Source organism: Desulfosediminicola ganghwensis, assembly GCF_005116675.2.
GTDB classification, from domain to species: Bacteria; Desulfobacterota; Desulfobulbia; order Desulfobulbales; family Desulfocapsaceae; genus Desulfopila; species Desulfopila ganghwensis.
This window is the reverse complement of the sequence record NZ_CP050699.1, coordinates 1-17,704: the sequence shown is the minus strand read 5'-3', so window position 1 is coordinate 17,704 and position 17,704 is coordinate 1. Positions and strand designations below refer to the sequence as shown.

The 17,704-nt window shown below is 50.0% G+C and carries 14 protein-coding genes; 4 read left to right on the top strand and 10 right to left on the bottom strand.

The features are described 5' to 3' along the window. The first annotated feature begins 76 nt into the window (after window positions 1-76). Window positions 77-1,063 (top strand): cyclic nucleotide-binding domain-containing protein, encoded by a 987-nt coding sequence (locus FCL45_RS00070; protein WP_136795272.1) that lies wholly within the window; start codon window positions 77-79, stop codon window positions 1,061-1,063. A gap of 13 nt (window positions 1,064-1,076) precedes the next feature. Then, window positions 1,077-1,451: a hypothetical protein gene (locus FCL45_RS00065; protein ID WP_136795271.1), complete on the top strand. Its 375-nt coding sequence runs from the start codon at window positions 1,077-1,079 to the stop codon at window positions 1,449-1,451. 116 nt (window positions 1,452-1,567) lie between these two features. On the opposite strand, the gene FCL45_RS00060 is transcribed toward FCL45_RS00065, so the two are convergent. From FCL45_RS00060 to bamA, 10 genes are all read right to left on the bottom strand, one after another. Next, window positions 1,568-2,458 (bottom strand): DMT family transporter, encoded by an 891-nt coding sequence (locus FCL45_RS00060; RefSeq protein WP_136795270.1) that lies wholly within the window; start codon window positions 2,456-2,458, stop codon window positions 1,568-1,570. A gap of 158 nt (window positions 2,459-2,616) precedes the next feature. Further along, a complete protein-coding gene (locus FCL45_RS00055; protein ID WP_136795269.1) occupies window positions 2,617-2,943 on the bottom strand; it encodes a ferredoxin-thioredoxin reductase catalytic domain-containing protein in 327 nt (108 codons plus the stop codon). After that, window positions 2,933-3,199, bottom strand: coding sequence for a glutaredoxin family protein (locus tag FCL45_RS00050; RefSeq protein WP_136795268.1), 267 nt, complete (start codon window positions 3,197-3,199; stop codon window positions 2,933-2,935). The genes FCL45_RS00055 and FCL45_RS00050 overlap by 11 nt, the downstream gene beginning before the upstream one ends. A 201-nt stretch (window positions 3,200-3,400) precedes the next feature. Then, window positions 3,401-3,862, bottom strand: coding sequence for an acyl-CoA carboxylase biotin carboxyl carrier protein subunit (locus tag FCL45_RS00045; RefSeq protein ID WP_136795267.1), 462 nt, complete (start codon window positions 3,860-3,862; stop codon window positions 3,401-3,403). Then, entirely contained in the window at window positions 3,859-4,062 is a 204-nt protein-coding gene (locus FCL45_RS00040) for a hypothetical protein (protein WP_136795266.1), read from the bottom strand. The genes FCL45_RS00045 and FCL45_RS00040 overlap by 4 nt, the downstream gene beginning before the upstream one ends. 191 nt (window positions 4,063-4,253) lie before the next feature. Next, window positions 4,254-5,804 (bottom strand): acyl-CoA carboxylase subunit beta, encoded by a 1,551-nt coding sequence (locus tag FCL45_RS00035; RefSeq protein WP_136795265.1) that lies wholly within the window; start codon window positions 5,802-5,804, stop codon window positions 4,254-4,256. Between the two features lie 697 nt (window positions 5,805-6,501). Beyond that, window positions 6,502-7,692: a glycerophosphodiester phosphodiesterase family protein gene (locus tag FCL45_RS00030; RefSeq protein ID WP_136795264.1), complete on the bottom strand. Its 1,191-nt coding sequence runs from the start codon at window positions 7,690-7,692 to the stop codon at window positions 6,502-6,504. After that, on the bottom strand, window positions 7,661-8,380 hold the full coding sequence (locus FCL45_RS00025) for an HAD-IA family hydrolase (RefSeq protein ID WP_136795263.1): 720 nt from the start codon (window positions 8,378-8,380) through the stop codon (window positions 7,661-7,663). Before FCL45_RS00025 ends, FCL45_RS00030 begins: the two co-directional genes overlap by 32 nt. Beyond that, the gene (mfd, locus tag FCL45_RS00020) at window positions 8,367-11,957 is read right to left on the bottom strand and encodes a transcription-repair coupling factor (RefSeq protein WP_228721412.1); all 3,591 of its coding nucleotides are present in this window, start codon (window positions 11,955-11,957) and stop codon (window positions 8,367-8,369) included. Before mfd ends, FCL45_RS00025 begins: the two co-directional genes overlap by 14 nt. Before the next feature lie 43 nt (window positions 11,958-12,000). After that, a complete protein-coding gene (gene bamA, locus FCL45_RS00015; RefSeq protein WP_228721411.1) occupies window positions 12,001-14,670 on the bottom strand; it encodes an outer membrane protein assembly factor BamA in 2,670 nt (889 codons plus the stop codon). A 360-nt stretch (window positions 14,671-15,030) separates the two neighbouring features. Here bamA and FCL45_RS00010 point away from each other — a divergent pair, with 360 nt between their 5' ends. Together FCL45_RS00010 and dnaA are read left to right on the top strand one after the other, a co-directional pair. Continuing rightward, the gene (locus tag FCL45_RS00010; RefSeq protein WP_167495615.1) at window positions 15,031-15,777 is read left to right on the top strand and encodes a ComF family protein; all 747 of its coding nucleotides are present in this window, start codon (window positions 15,031-15,033) and stop codon (window positions 15,775-15,777) included. Window positions 15,778-16,378: 601 nt separating this feature from the next. Next, window positions 16,379-17,704: a chromosomal replication initiator protein DnaA gene (gene dnaA, locus FCL45_RS00005; protein WP_136795261.1), complete on the top strand. Its 1,326-nt coding sequence runs from the start codon at window positions 16,379-16,381 to the stop codon at window positions 17,702-17,704.

Sequence of the window (17,704 nt, the reverse complement as noted above, 5' to 3'; positions counted from 1 at the left end):
ATTTTAAGCGGGAGTCCGGTTTTAACTTGTAGTAGAAACAATTAATACTGAAGTTATAAACAAAACGGGTGAGACGATGACCGAGCTAAGGAAAAAAGGCAGTATTGGTTTACAGACGCCTGAGTCACTTGTGGAAAGCGTAAGAACGCTGGCACAGGAAGGACAATTTGCCAGAGCCCGAAGCGTCAGGGAAGAGCTGATGCTACGCTTTCCGATGGAACTGGGTTCCATTGTTCGTTCGGCAGAAATTATCGAAGAGCAGATGAGCCGGAAGCTGGACCAGGATCATCTGACTATCTGGGCTACGCTCTACAACCAACTCACCCTCGAAGAGAAAAACTGCCTGTTCCATTCCATGAGGAAGATAACAGTTCCGAAGGGTAAGTTTTTAATACGGCAGGAAAAGCCGGAGACGAGATTACTTTTTATCGACAGCGGTCGGGTAACGCTCTTTCACACCAGAGGAAGTCAGCGTATTTTGCTTGGTCAACTCTCACGTGGAGATATTCTTGGAGATGAGACCTTCTTCTCTTTAAGCACGCCAACCTTTTCAGTAGGCTCGCAGAGCGACGTACAACTCTACGTATTGAATAAAAGTGATACCGAGGGGTGGGAAGATCAGTACCCGGGTCTCTATGCGAAGATTGCAGAGTACTGTCAGAAAAACTCAAGAGCTTTGGAGTTACTAAAGAAGAATTCATTTGAGAAACGCTCCCATGAGAGACAGAAAGTGGAGGGCAGGGTCAAGATCACGTTGATTACTGATGAATTGCAGAAAGGCGATGGTTACGGCGTTGGCTCTCTGGTCGATATATCATTGGGCGGAGTCAGCTTTGATATCCACAGTTCCCAACCTGACCATGCCCGTATGCTCCTGGGGTGCGAGCTGGATCTGGCCTTTCAGGGCAGCACTGGTACTAGAGCGGGAATTCTGCATCTGCCTGGCCTGGTTGTTCGGGTCAGTGATCTGCACTACAATGATTTTATGCTGCATGTTCGCTTCAAGTCGATGCTCTCTGAGCAGGACTTCGACAAGCTGTTGATATTTATAGAAAAGAAGTAGCAAGGTGATGGAAATGAGAAACATAGCCCTGACAGTTTTTGTCCTGGTTACTGCGCTGATTTTCAGCAGTTCTCCGGCAATTGCTGGCTGGCAGGAGAAGGTCACCAGGAACCAGATGAATGCCAGAACATATATCGGGCAGTTGATGAACGGGGCCAATCCAGACTCTATAGAGCGGCCATATGTCAGGTATGACGATAAATATCAGGCTAAAAAGGCCAATCGCGAGATACGTGAGGCCATGGATCAGGCCGAGGAGCTGGCCCGGGAGGGTAGGCATGACCAGATAATTATGCCTGCATTCAAGTCATTTATGTCTGAAGAGCGCTTCAACGAACTTCAGGACTCAAACAAGGGGTATCGGGGCAGTAAAAAACAAGCGAACTGACCTTGTGTTTGCCGATTCCCCTTCCCTGGAGAGAGCAAATATGAAGTAGATACAGCTTGCCGATCCTGCATGGTTTCTACACTTGCTGCTGCCCTGCCCGTCAGGGTAACTCTCAGCTATTCCCTGCTCTCATGCTGACTGAGAAAAACCCCGACCATCACCAGCACTGCGGCGACAAGTTGTCTTGGCGAAAGGGTTTCACCTAGTACCATCCAGCCAAGGAGTACTGAAAAAACCGGGATCAGATTGACGAAGACTGCAGCTCTGCTGGCCGGTACATGTTTCAGTGAGAAATTGTAGAGCCCGTAAGCACCAAGGGTGATAATTGCGCCCAGGTAGACGATTGCCATGGCGGGCAGGAAGACAAACCGTTCTGGCAACTCCGTACTCGGTAAAAAGATGAGTGGCAGGTAAAAGACGCAGCCGACCATTGCCTGCATGGCAGTAAGGAAAAAGGGAGAGTACCGGCTGGTCAGTTTTTTTAAAGAGATGGTGTAGCCGGCGGCACAGACCATTGCCAGAAACTCATAGAAGTTGCCGAGTACGGGATTAGGGGCATCGGCGCTGGGCGACGATTCAGCGGTTAGCCAGCAGACCCCCGCCACAGCCAGCAAGGCCCCGGTCCATGCTTTTTTACTGACCAACTCCTTGAGCAGTACGGAAGCCGAGGCCATAACCAGTACCGGCAGCATGGCTGTGATCAGGCCAGCCTGGGAGGCAGTTGTATTTTCAATGGCCTTGGCTTCAAATATGAAGTAGAGGCATGGTTCACAGAAGGCCATGAAGAGTATCGGTTTGTAATCACCTTTCTGGTAATCGAGGGACTTGGCCAGTCTTTTGCCGATACATAAAAAGCAGAGACTGGCAATCAGCATACGGCCGAAAATAACGATCATCGGGTCATATTCCCGGAAGGCTATTTTCAGGGCGATAAATGAGCTTGCCCAGAGAACCATGGCGAGCAGCAGGGCCAGAGTAGGGATGGAAAATGAACGGCTATGGGGCATGGCCTGCGCTCCGGAAATTAGAAATTGCTGATGCGACAATAGAAATTGTTGGGGAAGGGCTGAGTACTAGCACAGATCATGATCGGGCTGCAATAGAAAAAGAGAGGGATGACAGAAGCTTGTCAGGTTGGAGCGAGCGGGAAGGTGAAATCTTCAGGTCAGCATTTCTCCGCAGGACGCCGCTCGGGAACTGTTGTGTGTTCAATTACACCATCATTCCAGTTGCGGGAAACATAGAGTCCACAATAACAACTGCCGAATTCTTGTACATCGTCTTCCCGGTAATCACAGGGGCAGATAATATCACGGTCCTTTTCAACATCCTCTTGGGCCATACGGCATGGGCAGCACATGTAGCCATATCGTGCTTTATTAGTGAGCAGCCCTTCGAGCAGTTCCATGGTTATCTTACGGTCCCGGTTGAAAAAGTACCCTTTGGGCTCATTCGTTTTTTTGAGTATTCGGTAAAGCGTTTCACTGTTCATCGACGAGTCCAAGCTCCTTGAGTATAAGCTTTCTTTGATCTCCGATAATTGCTTTGTTGCCTATCATGACGATGGGGAAACTTTTTTTCGGATTGTGCTCGGCAATCTGGGCAAAAAAATGATCGCGCTCCTCTTTGGGGAGCAGGTCGACATCAGTCCACTCAAAGGTAATGTTGTTTCTGGTTAACAGTTTCTTGAGAGCCTTGCAGTGGATACAGGTGCTGAGTGCAAAGAGCCTGACTGGTGGTGTTGCCATGTTGTCTCCACGACTGTGGTCAAAACCTGGGATTGGTGGTTTGCTGCTGATTCTCTTATATCTTATGAGTTAGGAGATAAGAGGCAAGGAAAAAAAGAGGTGCACCGTTGAGAGGTGCAGCCTGTGGAAGGGTGTGATGACTTCAACAGGCTGCAGCAGGTTATGCATTGGAGCGGGTAGTGGAGGCCTGGCCTGGCAAGGTTATGCCATGGTTATCAGCACCTGGTCCTGGGTCACTGCTTCACCTGCGCTAACACAAATTTCCGCGATGACGCCGTCACGCTTGGCAGTGATGATATTTTCCATCTTCATGGCCTCCAGAACGAGAACCGGCTCGCCTTTGCAGATCTCTTGTCCCCTGGCCACGTTGATGGCGATAATCTGGCCGGGAATGGGGGCAATCACATTGTCTGAGCCAAACAGTGATGGTGCGGTGTGCGCTGCTGTGGATTTCTGTTCCCCGGCTTTGCGGCTTGGTGCTGCCGGCACAGGTTGAGATTGCGGTGGCTGTTGTCCGGTACCAAACAGTGCCAGGTTTTCTATCTCATCTATAGCGACGGTGTGCCGGATGCCATTGACCTCTGCGGTAACAACATCTTTGGCAAGTTCGAGAATCTTTACGGTATACGGATTGCCATTAATGGCGAGTTTATACTGTTTCACTTTCTGCTCCGGATCTGAATATTTTTTCTGCTGGTTATTCGCTGCAGCTTACCGGTGAAGCCCCATGGTGACTGTTGGTCATCCTTGATGGTGAGGTTTTGCCTGCCTTCCGGGAAATTGGTTTCGAGGTGGACAGCTGTGGCTATGGCCAGCAGGATCTCTCCTTCCGCCATGAGTTGCTGCTTTTCAGAGTCGTTCATATCTGTTCCTGCCCTGGGTGTTGATCTCAATATCTAAAAATTTCAAGAAAGTACATTTTCCCCTCAGCTTTGGTCAGTTCACGGGAATTGACCAGAGCTGGATAAAAACCCATTGCTGTCGCATTTTGGTCGGTCACCTTAGGGCAGCAATTGGTTTTTATACGGTGGTACAGGGAAAAGACAACTCTCCTTTACAGGGGCATATTGCCATGCTTTTTCATCGGGTTTACATCCTGCTTGTTTTTGCTCATGTGCAGGGCACGGATGATACGGAATCTGGTGTTGGCAGGTTCAATAATATCGTCCACATAACCCCGACGAGCAGCGACATACGGGTTGGCTACGGCATCCTGATACTCCTGCTCCTTGGTAGCGAGAAAGGCGGCTGGGTCTTCGGTACCCTTTGCCTGTCTGGCGTAAAGCACGCCAGCAGCGCCTTTAGCACCCATTACAGCGATCTCGGAGGTAGGCCAGGCGTAGTTGATATCACCCCGCAGGTGTTTGGAAGACATAACGCAGTAGGCACCGCCGTAAGCTTTTCTGGTAACGACAGTGATTTTCGGCACGGTGGCTTCGGCATAGGCGTAAAGCATCTTGGCGCCGTTGCGGATGATGCCACCATACTCCTGCACAGTTCCGGGCAGGAAGCCGGGTACATCAACCAGGGTGATAACCGGGATGTTGAAACAGTCGCAGAAGCGTACGAAGCGGGCGCCTTTTACGGAGGCGTTGATGTCCAGCACGCCTGAGAGGCTGTAGGGCTGGTTGGCGACGATGCCGACGCTCATGCCGTCTAAGCGGGCAAAGCCGGTGATCAGGTTGGGGGCAAAATTCTCTTTGATCTCAAAAAAATCGCCATTGTCGACGATCTCATTGATGACGTTCTTCATGTCATAAGCAGCGCTCGGCCTGGTTGGGACAATCTCATTGAGCAGCTCCGAGCGACGCTCGACAGGGTCGGTACACTCGATGGTGGCAGGGGCCTCCATGTTATTCTGGGGCAGATAGCTGAGCAGGGTCTTGACATAGTCGATGGCGTCCATGCCGCTTTCTGCTGCATAGTCGGCAACACCGGACTGACTGGAGTGCATTTCCGCACCGCCAAGCTGTTCGACGGTGACATCCTCATGGGTAACAGCCTTTACCACAGTAGGCCCGGTGAGGAACATGTAGGAGTTCTTCTGCACCATGACGATAAAGTCTGTGAGCGCGGGCGAGTAGACCGCACCGCCGGCGCAGGGGCCGAAAATGGCTGATATCTGGGGAATTACGCCAGAGGCCATAACGTTTTTCAGGAAGATATCGGAATACCCGGCAAGGCTCTCGATACCTTCTTGTATGCGTGCACCGCCAGAGTCGTTAAGACCGATGACCGGAGCCCCGTTTTTCATGGCCAATTCCATGACTTTACATATTTTTTCAGCCATGGTCTCAGACAAAGAACCGCCGAGGACAGTGAAATCCTGGGCGTAGACATACACCAGGCGTCCGTTGACCGTACCGTACCCGGTCACTACACCGTCGCCGGGGAAAGTCTTTTTCTCCATGCCGAAATCGTGGCAACGGTGGGTCTTAAACATGTCGAACTCTTCAAAAGAGCCCTGGTCAAGAAGCAGGTCAATACGCTCACGTGCGGTCATGCGACCGAGGGCGTGTTGTTTATCAATACGTGCCTGTCCTCCTCCCATACGGGCTTCAGCTCGCAGGGCATGGAGTTTATCGAGGTGGTCTCTCGTGGTCATGGGTTCTCCTGAATACAGCTGTACAGATCGGGTTGTACCTGTGAAGTGGCGCCGGAAAAATGACGCAGGCGATTAGCCTTGGTTTCTCATGGGATTATCTTCAAGGAGCTGGGCTGGGATTTGCTGGAAGTGACAAATCTTATCCTGTTTCCTGTATTCATCATCTGGTTGGTATGATTGTAATATTGAGCACAATACTCATGAGAAATTCGGGTTAGATGGACTGCAAGGAAAAACTGCTCATAAATGTAATGATACAAGTGGCTTTGCTACAGTCGGTTTGGGTGGAGAAATATCTCCGACTACTCTCTTTGGTAAAGCTCGTCTTTATACTACGAAGATCAGTAGTGGTCAACTAAAGGGGTGAAAATGTCGAGGTTTGGTGATGGCGGCATGGCGCAGGTGCAGGGGCGGGAGATACGGGCGAATGGAGCAATTGCTCACCCGGAAATTTTCGGTCTGTAGGAGTTTAAGTGAATGTGTTACCAGTTCAGGCGGGGGAAGCATCATTCAATATCGCTGGCGATAAATGAAAATGGACTCTTGCTGCAATAAGAAAATAGTGACCTGAGTTGCAGCACTTAGGCTGTGGTCCGGAGTATTTTCTGTAAGGCTACTTGGGGGCGGGAACATTGTGTCAAAAAAACTGTTGTTTCGTTTTCATTCAGGACCCAATGTTCTCACTCCCAGATCCAGGCTAAAGGTTCGCAGATTCGGGCTGTGCGCTCTTTTCCTGCGCAGCAGCCTGGCGTTGCAGATAGACTGACAGAGGAAGTACCTGGTTTTCAGCTTGCTGCTGCAGTTTCTCAGCTTCTTTTTGGGCCTGGTGCTGAAAGTAGGCCACCGCTTTTTCGGGAACAGTGGTGAGAACCCCGTTGACCCCCAACTCCCGATAGTAATAGTCAAGCAGTTCATCGTAGCTGGCTGCAAAATCAGGGAGCTGATCGGAGCCGGAGACGGTATCTGTTACAAACAGGTCGAGGCCCAGAGTTTTGGCGTCATCTATGAATCCCGGAGGGAGTGGTGAGGGAAGCCCTTTGTGAATATAACTGCCTGGCAGGAGGAGACCGTCAGCGTATGAGCTGACCATGCGTAGGCCAAGTCGAGTGAAAATCCAGCTGTTGTCCGGTTTCTTCACTGAAGATATCGCCGACTGAGTGTCATCGTCTGCTGTATCGATTCGTTGTATGAGGGGTACTGCCAACCCATACATAGGCAATAATTCTTCCTTGATTCTCTGGAGTTCATCGCCGTTATTGCTCTGCAGCATGACAGGTTGATCCTGGTCGTAGCCAAAAGTCACCAGCATAGCGACAAGCAGGCGACTCACATCCTTGCCGTCCTTCGTATACTGACTGACTGCATTCAGTTTGGGGGCGATCCCGATTCTACGCTGTTGCTGGTGTTCAATGGTTCGTAAAAGAGCGAGGGTCTCTTCCAGGCTGGCAATGCCTAGTGACGGTGGTACCGGTGCGGCGGGGTTGACGGAATCAGAACCGGTATCAATGGATCTGCGGAGCTGGCGTATTTCCTGAAGGGTGAAATCCGTGGTCTGGTACGAGCCATCATCATTTGCACGGTCAGGGAAGAGTTGATCAACATTGGTGAGATTGCCGAGGTCGTTCCGGGGGAAGATGATTAACTCGTCATCACTGGTAACAGCAAGGTTAAGCTCGATAAAATCAATATCTGCCAGGCCTGAGATGGTAATGGCCGGCAGGGTATCAGCGAGCGGGCCGTTACCTCCGCCATTGGCAGCGATGGTGATTTTTCCCTGGGCAAAAGATGTGGCTGTTGCACAACAGATCAGGGTGGCAATGAGAAAAAGTCCAATACTTACAGTTGAACGTGGGCGGCTAGGGATGAGCTGCGGGATTACGGTTTTCATAGTGGCCTGACAAGAGTTCTTTAAAAAATTCAATGGATGGAAATTCCTCTGAATACCGAACCGGCTTCTTCGAGCTTGGTTTGGCAATATGAACGAGATGTTTTACACCGTGGCTTTTAGCGGCGCGCAGCACATTGCTGTTGTCGTCCACCATGAGGGTGCGGTCTTTATCAAACCCCAACACCCGCTCCAGTTCTGCCCAGAACGGTGGCTGCTCTTTAGCTTCGCCGATTTCCTCGATAGGAATGATACGGTCGAAGTATGTGCCGATTGCCGCTTTGCCCAGTTTAATCTCAATGGTCTTTTCGTGGGCAGCGGTGACTAAACAGATATCTTTTTGTTCCCCTTGAAGAAAGTCGAGAAAATTAATTACATGGGGATGAACCTGGATCAAGTGATCTATTGTACATTTCAGGCCGGGGATATCAAGCTCAAGTTGTTCAGACCAGTAATCAACATTTGACCATTGCAGGGTTTTTTCCACACTCCGGTACCTCTCAAGAAGGGCTTGCCTGGCTTGTTCTGGGTTCAGGTTGTGATGGGCGGCGAATGCAACCGGCACGTATTCTTCCCAGAAATAGTCATCGAAATAGCTGTCGAGAAGCGTACCGTCCATATCGAGCAGGATGGTATCGATCTCGGGCCAGGTGAAAGACGGTTTGATAGGGGCATAATTACTGCTGGACATCAATCATAGTCTCCAGGTCGGAAAGAATTTTTTCAGCCACGCTGAAAACGGTTTCGGGGGTAGGCATGGCACAAGAGACGACAAGCCGCCCATCCGGGGTGAGCTTAACCTGGGGACCCTTACGGTTTTTACTGTGCTGATCGATATAGGCCAGCAGCTGTTCGGGCTTGATCGGGGTGGTGTCAAGAAATGAGAACACCAGGGTGTCCCGACCTTTTTCAAGCTTATTGATCTGCAGCTTGATCAATGATCTTTTGAGTGCCACTAATTTAAACAGGTTGCGGGTTTCTTCGGGCAGTGGTCCGTAGCGGTCCTCGAGTTCGTCCCGAAGGTCGAGGTACTGTTCTTCAGTGGTATTGGCGAGGGCGGCTATTCGACGATAGGTAACGTAGCGCTGACTGATGTCGAGCATATATTTTTCTGGAATATAGGCCGAGATCTGCAAGTTGATTTCAGGGTCGAGCTCTTCTTTGAAGATGTCTTCTTCACCGGCCAGGGCGCGGGCCTTGAGATCAGCCACCGTCTTTTGCAGCAGGTCGAGGTAAAGATCGTACCCGATGGCTGCGATATGGCCGGATTGAGACACGCCAAGGATGTTTCCCCCACCCCTGATCTGCAGATCGCTCATGGCCAGCTTGAAGCCACCACCCAGCTCGTTACAGTCCATGAGTGCCCGCAGCCGATCCCGGCTGTCTTTACTCAGGCTGTCGATGGATGGGACCAGCAGGTAGGCGAAGCTCTGGGTTGACGAACGGCCAACCCGGCCCCGCAGCTGATATATTTCTGCCAGGCCAAGCATGTCCGCCCGGTTGATGATAATCGTGTTGGCGGTGGGAATATCGAGGCCGGACTCGACGATGGTGGTACAGACCAGCACATCTATGTCGCGGTTGACGAAGGCCACCATGATATCTTCAAGTTCCTTGCCGGCCATCTGGCCATGGGCCACGGCTACCCGTGCTTCCGGCACCAGTTTCTGGATCTCGGCGGCGGTCTTGTGGATGGATTTGACCCTGTTGTGGATAAAAAACACCTGACCGTTTCTGCGCAGTTCCCGGCTTACGGCTTCCTTGATAACCAGAGTGTCGTGGCGGGCTATGAAGGTTTTGACCGGTCGGCGGTGTTCGGGAGGGCTGGAGATAACAGAGAGATCACGGATACCGAGCAGTGACATCTGCAGAGTGCGTGGAATCGGGGTAGCGGTGAGGGTGAGGATATCAACCTCGGCTCGCAACTTTTTGATTTTTTCTTTATGGCTGACCCCGAAGCGGTGCTCTTCATCAACGATGAGCAAACCGAGATTATTGAACTGGATATCTTTTGAGAGCAGGCGATGGGTGCCGATCAGCACATCGATCTCCCCGGCCTTGAGACGTTTCAGCGTGGTACGCTGCTGGGCGGGGGTGCGGAACCGGTTGATACACTCCACGGTAACCGGAAAACCGGAGAGCCGTTCCCTGAAGGTCTTGGCATGCTGCTCGGCCAGTACCGTGGTGGGCACCAGTACCGCAACCTGCATCGAGTCTTCCATGACCTTGAATGCGGCCCGGATAGCAACCTCAGTCTTACCGTAGCCAACATCGCCGCAAACAAGGCGATCCATGGGTTGATCAGAGGTGAGGTCATTGATTACATCGGTAATGGCCTGATCCTGGCCGGGAGTCTCATCAAAAGGAAAGGATTCCTCAAGTTCCGAGAATAACCCGCCGGGCGCTGAGAAACGGCGGCCTTCCTGCATCTCACGCTTGGCATAGATATCAAGCAGTTCATGGGCCACCTTCCACACCTCTTCCTTGACTTTGGAAGTGGTGATTTTCCAGTTCTGACTGCCAAGTTTGTCGATTTTCGGTTGCTTGTCGGATAGCCCTTCGTACCGGCTGATCAGGTTGAGTCTGTCAACCGGCAGGTACAGCTTGTCGCCATCACGATATTCAATCAGCATGAAATCGTTGGTGACACCGTTGATATCGATAGTCTGCAGTCCCTGGTAGTGCCCAAGTCCGTGGTCTCTGTGCACCACGATGTCGCCATCTCTGAGTTCGGCAAAACGGATAGGTTCACCCTGTTTATGGCGACCCTTTTTCTTTTTGCCGAGGCGCATCTGGCCAAACAGTTCACTCTCCGAGAGAACGTGGATTTTCTCCTGACGAAGTGAAAAACCCTGGGAAAGTTCATGATTGCAGAGCAGCAATTCGTCTTCCGCTTTTCCGCTGAACAGGTTTTCGATGGTTAATGGAGGTTCAACGATGGAGACATTGTGCTGGTGTTTAGACAGGAGCTCGGCAAGATTTTTGGTATGGCGGGGTGAGCGACAACACAATAGTACACGCTCATTCTCCTGTTGCCAGTGAGTGATCTGCTCGCTCAGTGGAGCGACAAGTCCGCGTTGGGTACGTTCCAGAGAAACCTGCTGCTTTAAGAGCTGGTGGCTGGCGGTGGCAAGTGAAATTTCCGGTACACCGTCCCTGGAGAAATCACTCATCAGGAGTTGGCGATGATTGGCCAGTTGGTCGGTTACAGCCTCGGGAGATAAAAAGATTGAGTCGGGGGGCAGAGCGGGTTTGGCTGTCTCTTTTGCCTCTAAAAAGTTGTTTTGGATCCGCTCAGAGACCAGTTCAAGATTCTGGTTGACGGCTTCCGGGTCGACCAGAACCATCAGCATATCTTTGGGCAGGAAATCAAAAACCGAGGCCGGCGGAGGATCCTGGTAGTAGAGGGGCAGAAAAAATTCCATACCGGCAAAACGCCTGCCGGTGGAAACCCTGTCAGCCATTCTATATGCCTCGTCTTCCTCCCAGCCATTCTTTTCGGCGTACTGTTTGAAGGCCCGCCCCAGCTGTCTGTTGGAGATTTCGGGGCGGTTGGCAATCACATCATGCACAGGCAGCAGCACCGCTTCCTGAAGTTCTCCACTGGAGCGCTGGCTGGTCGGGTCGAAAAATCTAAGGGATTCTATGGTGTCACCAAAGAAATCCAACCGCAGGGGACCATCGTGGAGCTCTCCGCCCTCGCTGATAAACGGTGGTGGATAGAGGTCGATAATGCCGCCCCGAACAGCAAAATCACCGACGTTCTGAACCAGTGCTACCTGTTCGTAGCCCAGGCGAATCAGGGTAGTGCGTAATTCATCCTGGTCACAGTCTTCACCGGACATGACAAGTTCAGCAGAATCGGTAAGGGCGGAAACCGGCAGTACCCTTCGCATCAGGGCCTCTATCGAAGTGACGACTATCTGCTGGTCTTTTCGCTCATGCAGTTGGTACAGGGTCGCCAGTCTGGCAGCGGTGGTGTGCTGGTCCGGACTCAGCTGGGTATAGGGAGGAATCTCGTACCCTGGGTAGACCAGCACCTGGGCAGTGGTGAAAAGCCTGAGATCCTGTTCAAAAACTGAGACCTGATGTTCGTCGGGAAGAATGCAACAACAGTTTGCCTGGGTGACGAGCTGACTGCATAACCAGGCGGAACTGCTGCCTCGGAGTCCGGAAACGCGGACAATTTTATCGGTGTCGAACTGTTTGAGGAGTTGCTTGTCCATGATAGAAAAAAAAGTGCCGGTTGCAGTATCTGCAACCGGCATTGTATGTCCTGTATGCCACACATTGGCGCAAATACGATTATTATTAGAAGGTGCCTCCGATACTGAAATCGAAGACTGAGCTGTCCTCATCTTCTTCAGGATCAAGATTCACACCGTAAACAAAACTGATCGGGCCAAGCGGTGACAGCCAGCGCAGACCAAGACCCACTGAAGTACGGACATTATCGACATTCCAGTCTTCAGAGTCATCAAGAACATTACCGGCATCGAAGAAGGTCAGGCCCTGGATACCCTGTTCTTCAATGATGGGGAAGATAAACTCGAGATTAGTGTACCACATCTTATCGCCACCCAGCCGGTTGCCATTGTCATCCGTGGGGCTGATTTTGGCATATTCGAAACCGCGCATGGTCCTGATGCCGCCAAGAAAAAAGCGCTCGAAGATTGGAAATTTATCATCTTCATGTTCAAAAGCCTGGCCGGCAGCACCTTTAACATGAAAGGTGGTGCTCATGATAAACGGAAAGTACCACTCAGTCGATGCTTCTAACTTGGTAAACTGAGAATCACCACTTAAAGGTCCACCTGCATACTTGGCACTGAGCGAATGTCTGGAGCCTTTGGTGGCACCGAACAGTTTGTTTCTGGTGTCACGGGAGAAGGTTACCTTCAGAGCACTGGTAACAGGCACTTTGGCAGACTCGGCAATCCTGAAGTTATAATCAGGATTTTCTATCTCCACACCAGGATTATCCGGATCGTCAATAAACTCTTCGGTTTCATAATCACTCAGTTGGGTATCTGTATAACTGTAATTGCCGTACACCCGCCATCTTTCCCAGATCGGATAACCGACACGAATACCACCACCGGTAGACTCCCTGGTATAGTCATCATACTCGCGCTCGGTGTCAAACAGATCAATACCCCAGGAGAGCTGGGAGTCATTCAGGCGTGGATCAGTATAACTGAGATTATAGGCTGTACTTGATCCACCGAGGTTGGCAGAAAATTGCAGGGTGTCACCGCGTCCCAGAAAGTTGTTTTCAGAGATAGAGCCCATAACGATGATACTATCAACCGAACTGTAACCGGCACCGATGCTGAAGGAGCCGGTGCTGCGTTCTTTCACTTCAATGTTAATGTTCATTCGGGTCGGGTCAATGGTGGGCTCGGGCGTAATATTGACCTCATCAAAATACTGGAGCCGCTGCAGGGACTGGCTTGACTGGCGCAACGCCTTGGAATTAAAGACACCTCCCTCGGCGATACGCAGTTCGCGGCGGATAACATTGTCCCGGGTACGGTCATTGCCACTTATGGTGATACGATTGATATAGACCAGATCGGCCTTATCGATCACAAAATTTACGTCGAGATGCTCCAGCATAGCACCTTCCTGGATATCCGGCCGGACGTTGGCGAAAGCGTATCCCTGTTCGGAGTAATAATCGGTGATGGCCATTACATCCTCACGGATAACGCTGCGGCTGATGTACGTCTGCTTACCCAGGGTGATGAATTTCAGCAGGGTCTCTTTATCGGTGATGAGATCTCCGCTCACGTCAATACTGCCTACCTTGAAGCGGTCGCCTTCTTCAACTTTGAATGTGACGTAGATCCACTCTTTTTCCTGTCTGATCTGCGGGTCGCCAATTTTAGCCTCAAGGTAGCCGTTATCATGATAAAAAGCAGCTATACGGCCTGAGTCCTGGCGAATAACCTCCATGTCGAGCAGGCCGGACGCTGTCAGCCAGCTGAAAAATCCCTTTTCCTTAGCCTCTATCTGCTTGAGCAGCACTTTGTCAGTGAACGCGGTGTTGCCTTCGATAGAGATCTCTTTGATGTAGATTTTCTTTCCTTCATCTACGGTATAGCGAACTACTGCTCCGGCATCGCTGGGGAACGTGGTCTCAACACTGACCTGAGTATTATAGTACCCTTTCGACTTGTAGAGCTCTTTGATTGCCTCAACACCCTCATTGACCGCAGTGGGGTTTAGGATGAAATGTTCGCGAACATTCGCGGCACCGCGAACATCTTCTTCTGAGAGGTCTTTCAAGCCTGAAAAGGTGACGGAGGCAATGACAGGTTTTTCAACAACCCTGAAGACAACATCTTTGCCGTTGTCACTGTCAGAGACGCGGATCTGGACGTCGTTGAAATAGCCCATTGAATATATGGCTCGCAGGTCTTCACGGAGGATCGTTTGATTATATGCTCCACCTGCCCGGCTTTTGATTTTACGGAGTATCGCGCCGGAATCGACCCGGGTGTTGCCTTCAGGGGCGATGGAGGCAATTCGGTATTCCCTGCCGGTGTAGGCCAGGATATCAAGAATAACAGTATTCAGAGCCCGTTGGATTTCTGCAGGGCTGTTGACGGTCTGGAAGAAATATTTTGGGGTCGATGGGGAAAGAGCGTCAAAAACTTTTATGTCGATACTGATCTGCTGGCCGATCTGGGTGAGACTGCCTGCAGCCACGTTATCGGTGTCGCTCTTGGCGGCAATAGTCTGCAGGGTTTCAGCAGGCGGTGGCCAACTCCCCTGGTAGTTGGCAACACTCTGGGCCTGGGACCTGGAAAGCGGCGTGAGGTTGTGCTCGGCAAGAGCACGGCTCAAAGCTGTATCGGCCTGGCTGGTCAAAGCTCCAGGGTTTTTGCCTGTATTGATTTTCAGCGGCAAAAAGGCGGTGTTGTTATCAGCTGCAGAAGCGGTGCTACTGAACATCATGGCCAAGATTGCGAACATATATACAGCCAAGTATACAGAGGTACGGGTTTCTCTGTTTGAAACCGGTAGTGTTCTGTAAAAATTCATAAAAATCCCTTTCCTTGAAAATGTCGCGGGGATACACCCCGGGCCAAAAGCCGTATTGCGGTGTTTATTGTGCCGTGTTAACTATTGATATCACGTGTAAAAACAGTTAATCGAGCGGTGAAGTCGAGCCGCTGAAAATTGCGACCATTATGCCATGTTTGTTGAAAAATGCAAAGGTCACAAAAGGATAAGGAAGAAAAAGATGATTTAACCATCATATGAGAGTAGCGGCTTTATTGCTGAATGGTTGATAATGAGTGGGGTGATAATTACCTGATCAAGCTGGAGATAATGAAATCGTTAATATTTATTAATTTTGTCAGAACAGTACTGCAACTCATTGTGCCGGACCGCTGTCGGGTGTGTGGTGAGTTTATCAGTCAGGCTGATCGGCCAGGTATCTGTCGAATTTGTTTGAATAAAATGCAAATACTGGACAGGCAGACATGTCATTGTTGCGGAAGGCCCATTGCCGGAGCGTTATTGGAGGAGCAAATCTGTGGCAGTTGTTTAAAAGTACCCCCTCCATGGAAAAGATGTTTTTCCCTTGTCCAGTATGATTCTCCTGTATCTGATTTATTGCATAATCTCAAGTATCGAGCTGACACCTCCGTGATGCCGGCTCTACAAAGTATTGTCAGTGAAGCTCTTTCAACAACAATGCATCAGGAGTTGAAAAATGTGGATCTGGTGCTGCCGGTACCGCTACATCCCTGTAGGTTGAAAGAGCGAGGTTTGAATCAGTCTGCCTATATAGCGAAGGCAATTTTCAAGCCGGGATTGGTGGATTGCTCTTCATTAAAGCGAGGTAAGGTGACTATTCCTCAGACGGGGTTGACCGGTATTGAACGGCGGCGAAATTTGCGAGGGGCGTTTGTGGTACATGATAAAGCATCGCTCAGGGGAAAAACTATCTGCCTGGTGGATGACGTGTTCACCACCGGTACCACTGTAATGGCGTGTTGTCATGCCTTGTCAAAAGGTGGAGCAACTGAAATTTATGTGGTTACTCTTGCGCGGGTTATTGTCAATCGCTAAAAAGTTTATTGAAAGGGTGTAGTTATGGTTAGGGATGAGTATGAGAAAAAAAAATAAAAGTTAAAAAAAAAATAGCATGGCTAATAGTTGTATAAGCGGTTGTTTTACTGAAATCTCCGTTGAGAATAGATAGTAAATTGAGAAATTTTTAATAAAAATGAGATATGTGCAGAAAAATGAAGTTAAACATTATGATTAAATTGTTGATAACTTTGCACGGGTCGCTCTAAAGCCTTTATATATCGTTGTTAAGAAGGAACCGACAAAAATGACGGTTTTGTCGGTGGAAAGGGGCGTGATTTCGATGAAACCCACGCGAAGACAGTCTTTGCGACTACGGATAATAACCGTATAGGCTATCAGGAAAATATCGAAAAATAGTCTTTGACTGGATGTGATGTTTTTGGGTATTCATTTCCCACGAACAGTTTTCCGGGAGGGTCTTCCCGGGTAAATCTTTGAAGTACTCAAATTTGTTTTAGCTGTAGGTGCTCCAGGCCGGTTTTAATGGCATTGGAGGTCTTATAATAGTGATTGTCAATTTTGGAATTTAATTGAAACGATTCTAAATCGCTCTTTTTGGGGAATTGTAGGGTAGTTTATGCTTTGGGATAAAACACAGGATATACTTAAAGACACTCTTTCCAGCTCAGTCTATAATCTCTGGATTGAACCGTTGAAATGTCTTGAGGTGCGCGATGATTCTATTTACCTGTTAAGCCCTGACAGGTACTTCAGCGCCTATGTTGCCCAGAAATTTCTTTCAGTCATTGAGGCCACTGTAAAGGAGTCCGGTTCTGTTCAGAGACGAGTTGTGCTCTGTGAGGATGATCGTGCGGCCAAGAGTGAGTCCGCTGCACCGAAGGCGCAGTTGAGACTACCGACGGTACCACAAAACAATTCCTCAATCCGGGCCCTGCACCCGAGGTACACTTTTAATGAATTCATGGTGGGGGAGTCTAACATCCTGGCAGAGTCAGCGTGTAAGGCGATTTCCATGCATGATGATTCTTTTGGTTCCTGCCTGTACATTAATAGTACAACCGGGCTTGGTAAGAGTCACCTGACCCATGCCATTGCTCACCGCGTTTTTAAAGAGTCACCGATGACCAGGTTGCATTATGTCACTGCTCAGCAGTTTGCCGCTGAGATGGTCAGGAATATCCAGACCAAAACCATGGATTCCTTTAAACAGAAATATCATGATCAGTGCGACATGTTGCTGGTTGAGGATGTCCACTCCCTGACAGGCAAAAAGAAAACCCAGGAAGAGCTGAATGAGGTACTTGACTGCCTGATCAAGTCTGGCAAACGGGTTGTGATGACCTCTAACCAGACTCCTCGGGAATTGGTCGGGATCGATAACGATTTTCGTTCGCGGATGTCTTCAGGTCTGGTGACCAGTATCAAGGAACCGGATGCGGCTACCCGTTTTCGTATTGTTGAAAAAAAGGCGACTTTGCATCAGCTCGGCATCGATGAAGATGGTGTTGACTACCTTGCCCAGCATATCCGTGGTGATGTTCGTAAGGTCGAATCGGCGATTGTTGCCATTCGGGCCAAGTCACGGTTGATGGGTGGCCAGGTTGACATGGACATGATACGCCAGGTTGTAGCGGAGGTGGTTGGTGGCGACAAAGTGTTGACCATTGCCATGATCAGTGACCTGATTGCCAGCCAGTTCAAGGTGAGCCTTGGGGATATGAAATCCAAATCCCGTAAAAAAAGTCTGACGTTTCCACGGCAGGTCGCTATGTTCCTTTGCCGGAAGTATACAGATGACTCCCTTGCGGAAATCGGCAGAGCGTTTAACAGGGATCACTCAACGGTACTGCATTCCATCAAAAAGGTCACCACGATGACCGCCCGTGATGCTTCTGTCAACGCCCAGCTGGAATTGTTGAACGGTAAGGTGAAGAATCTCTGA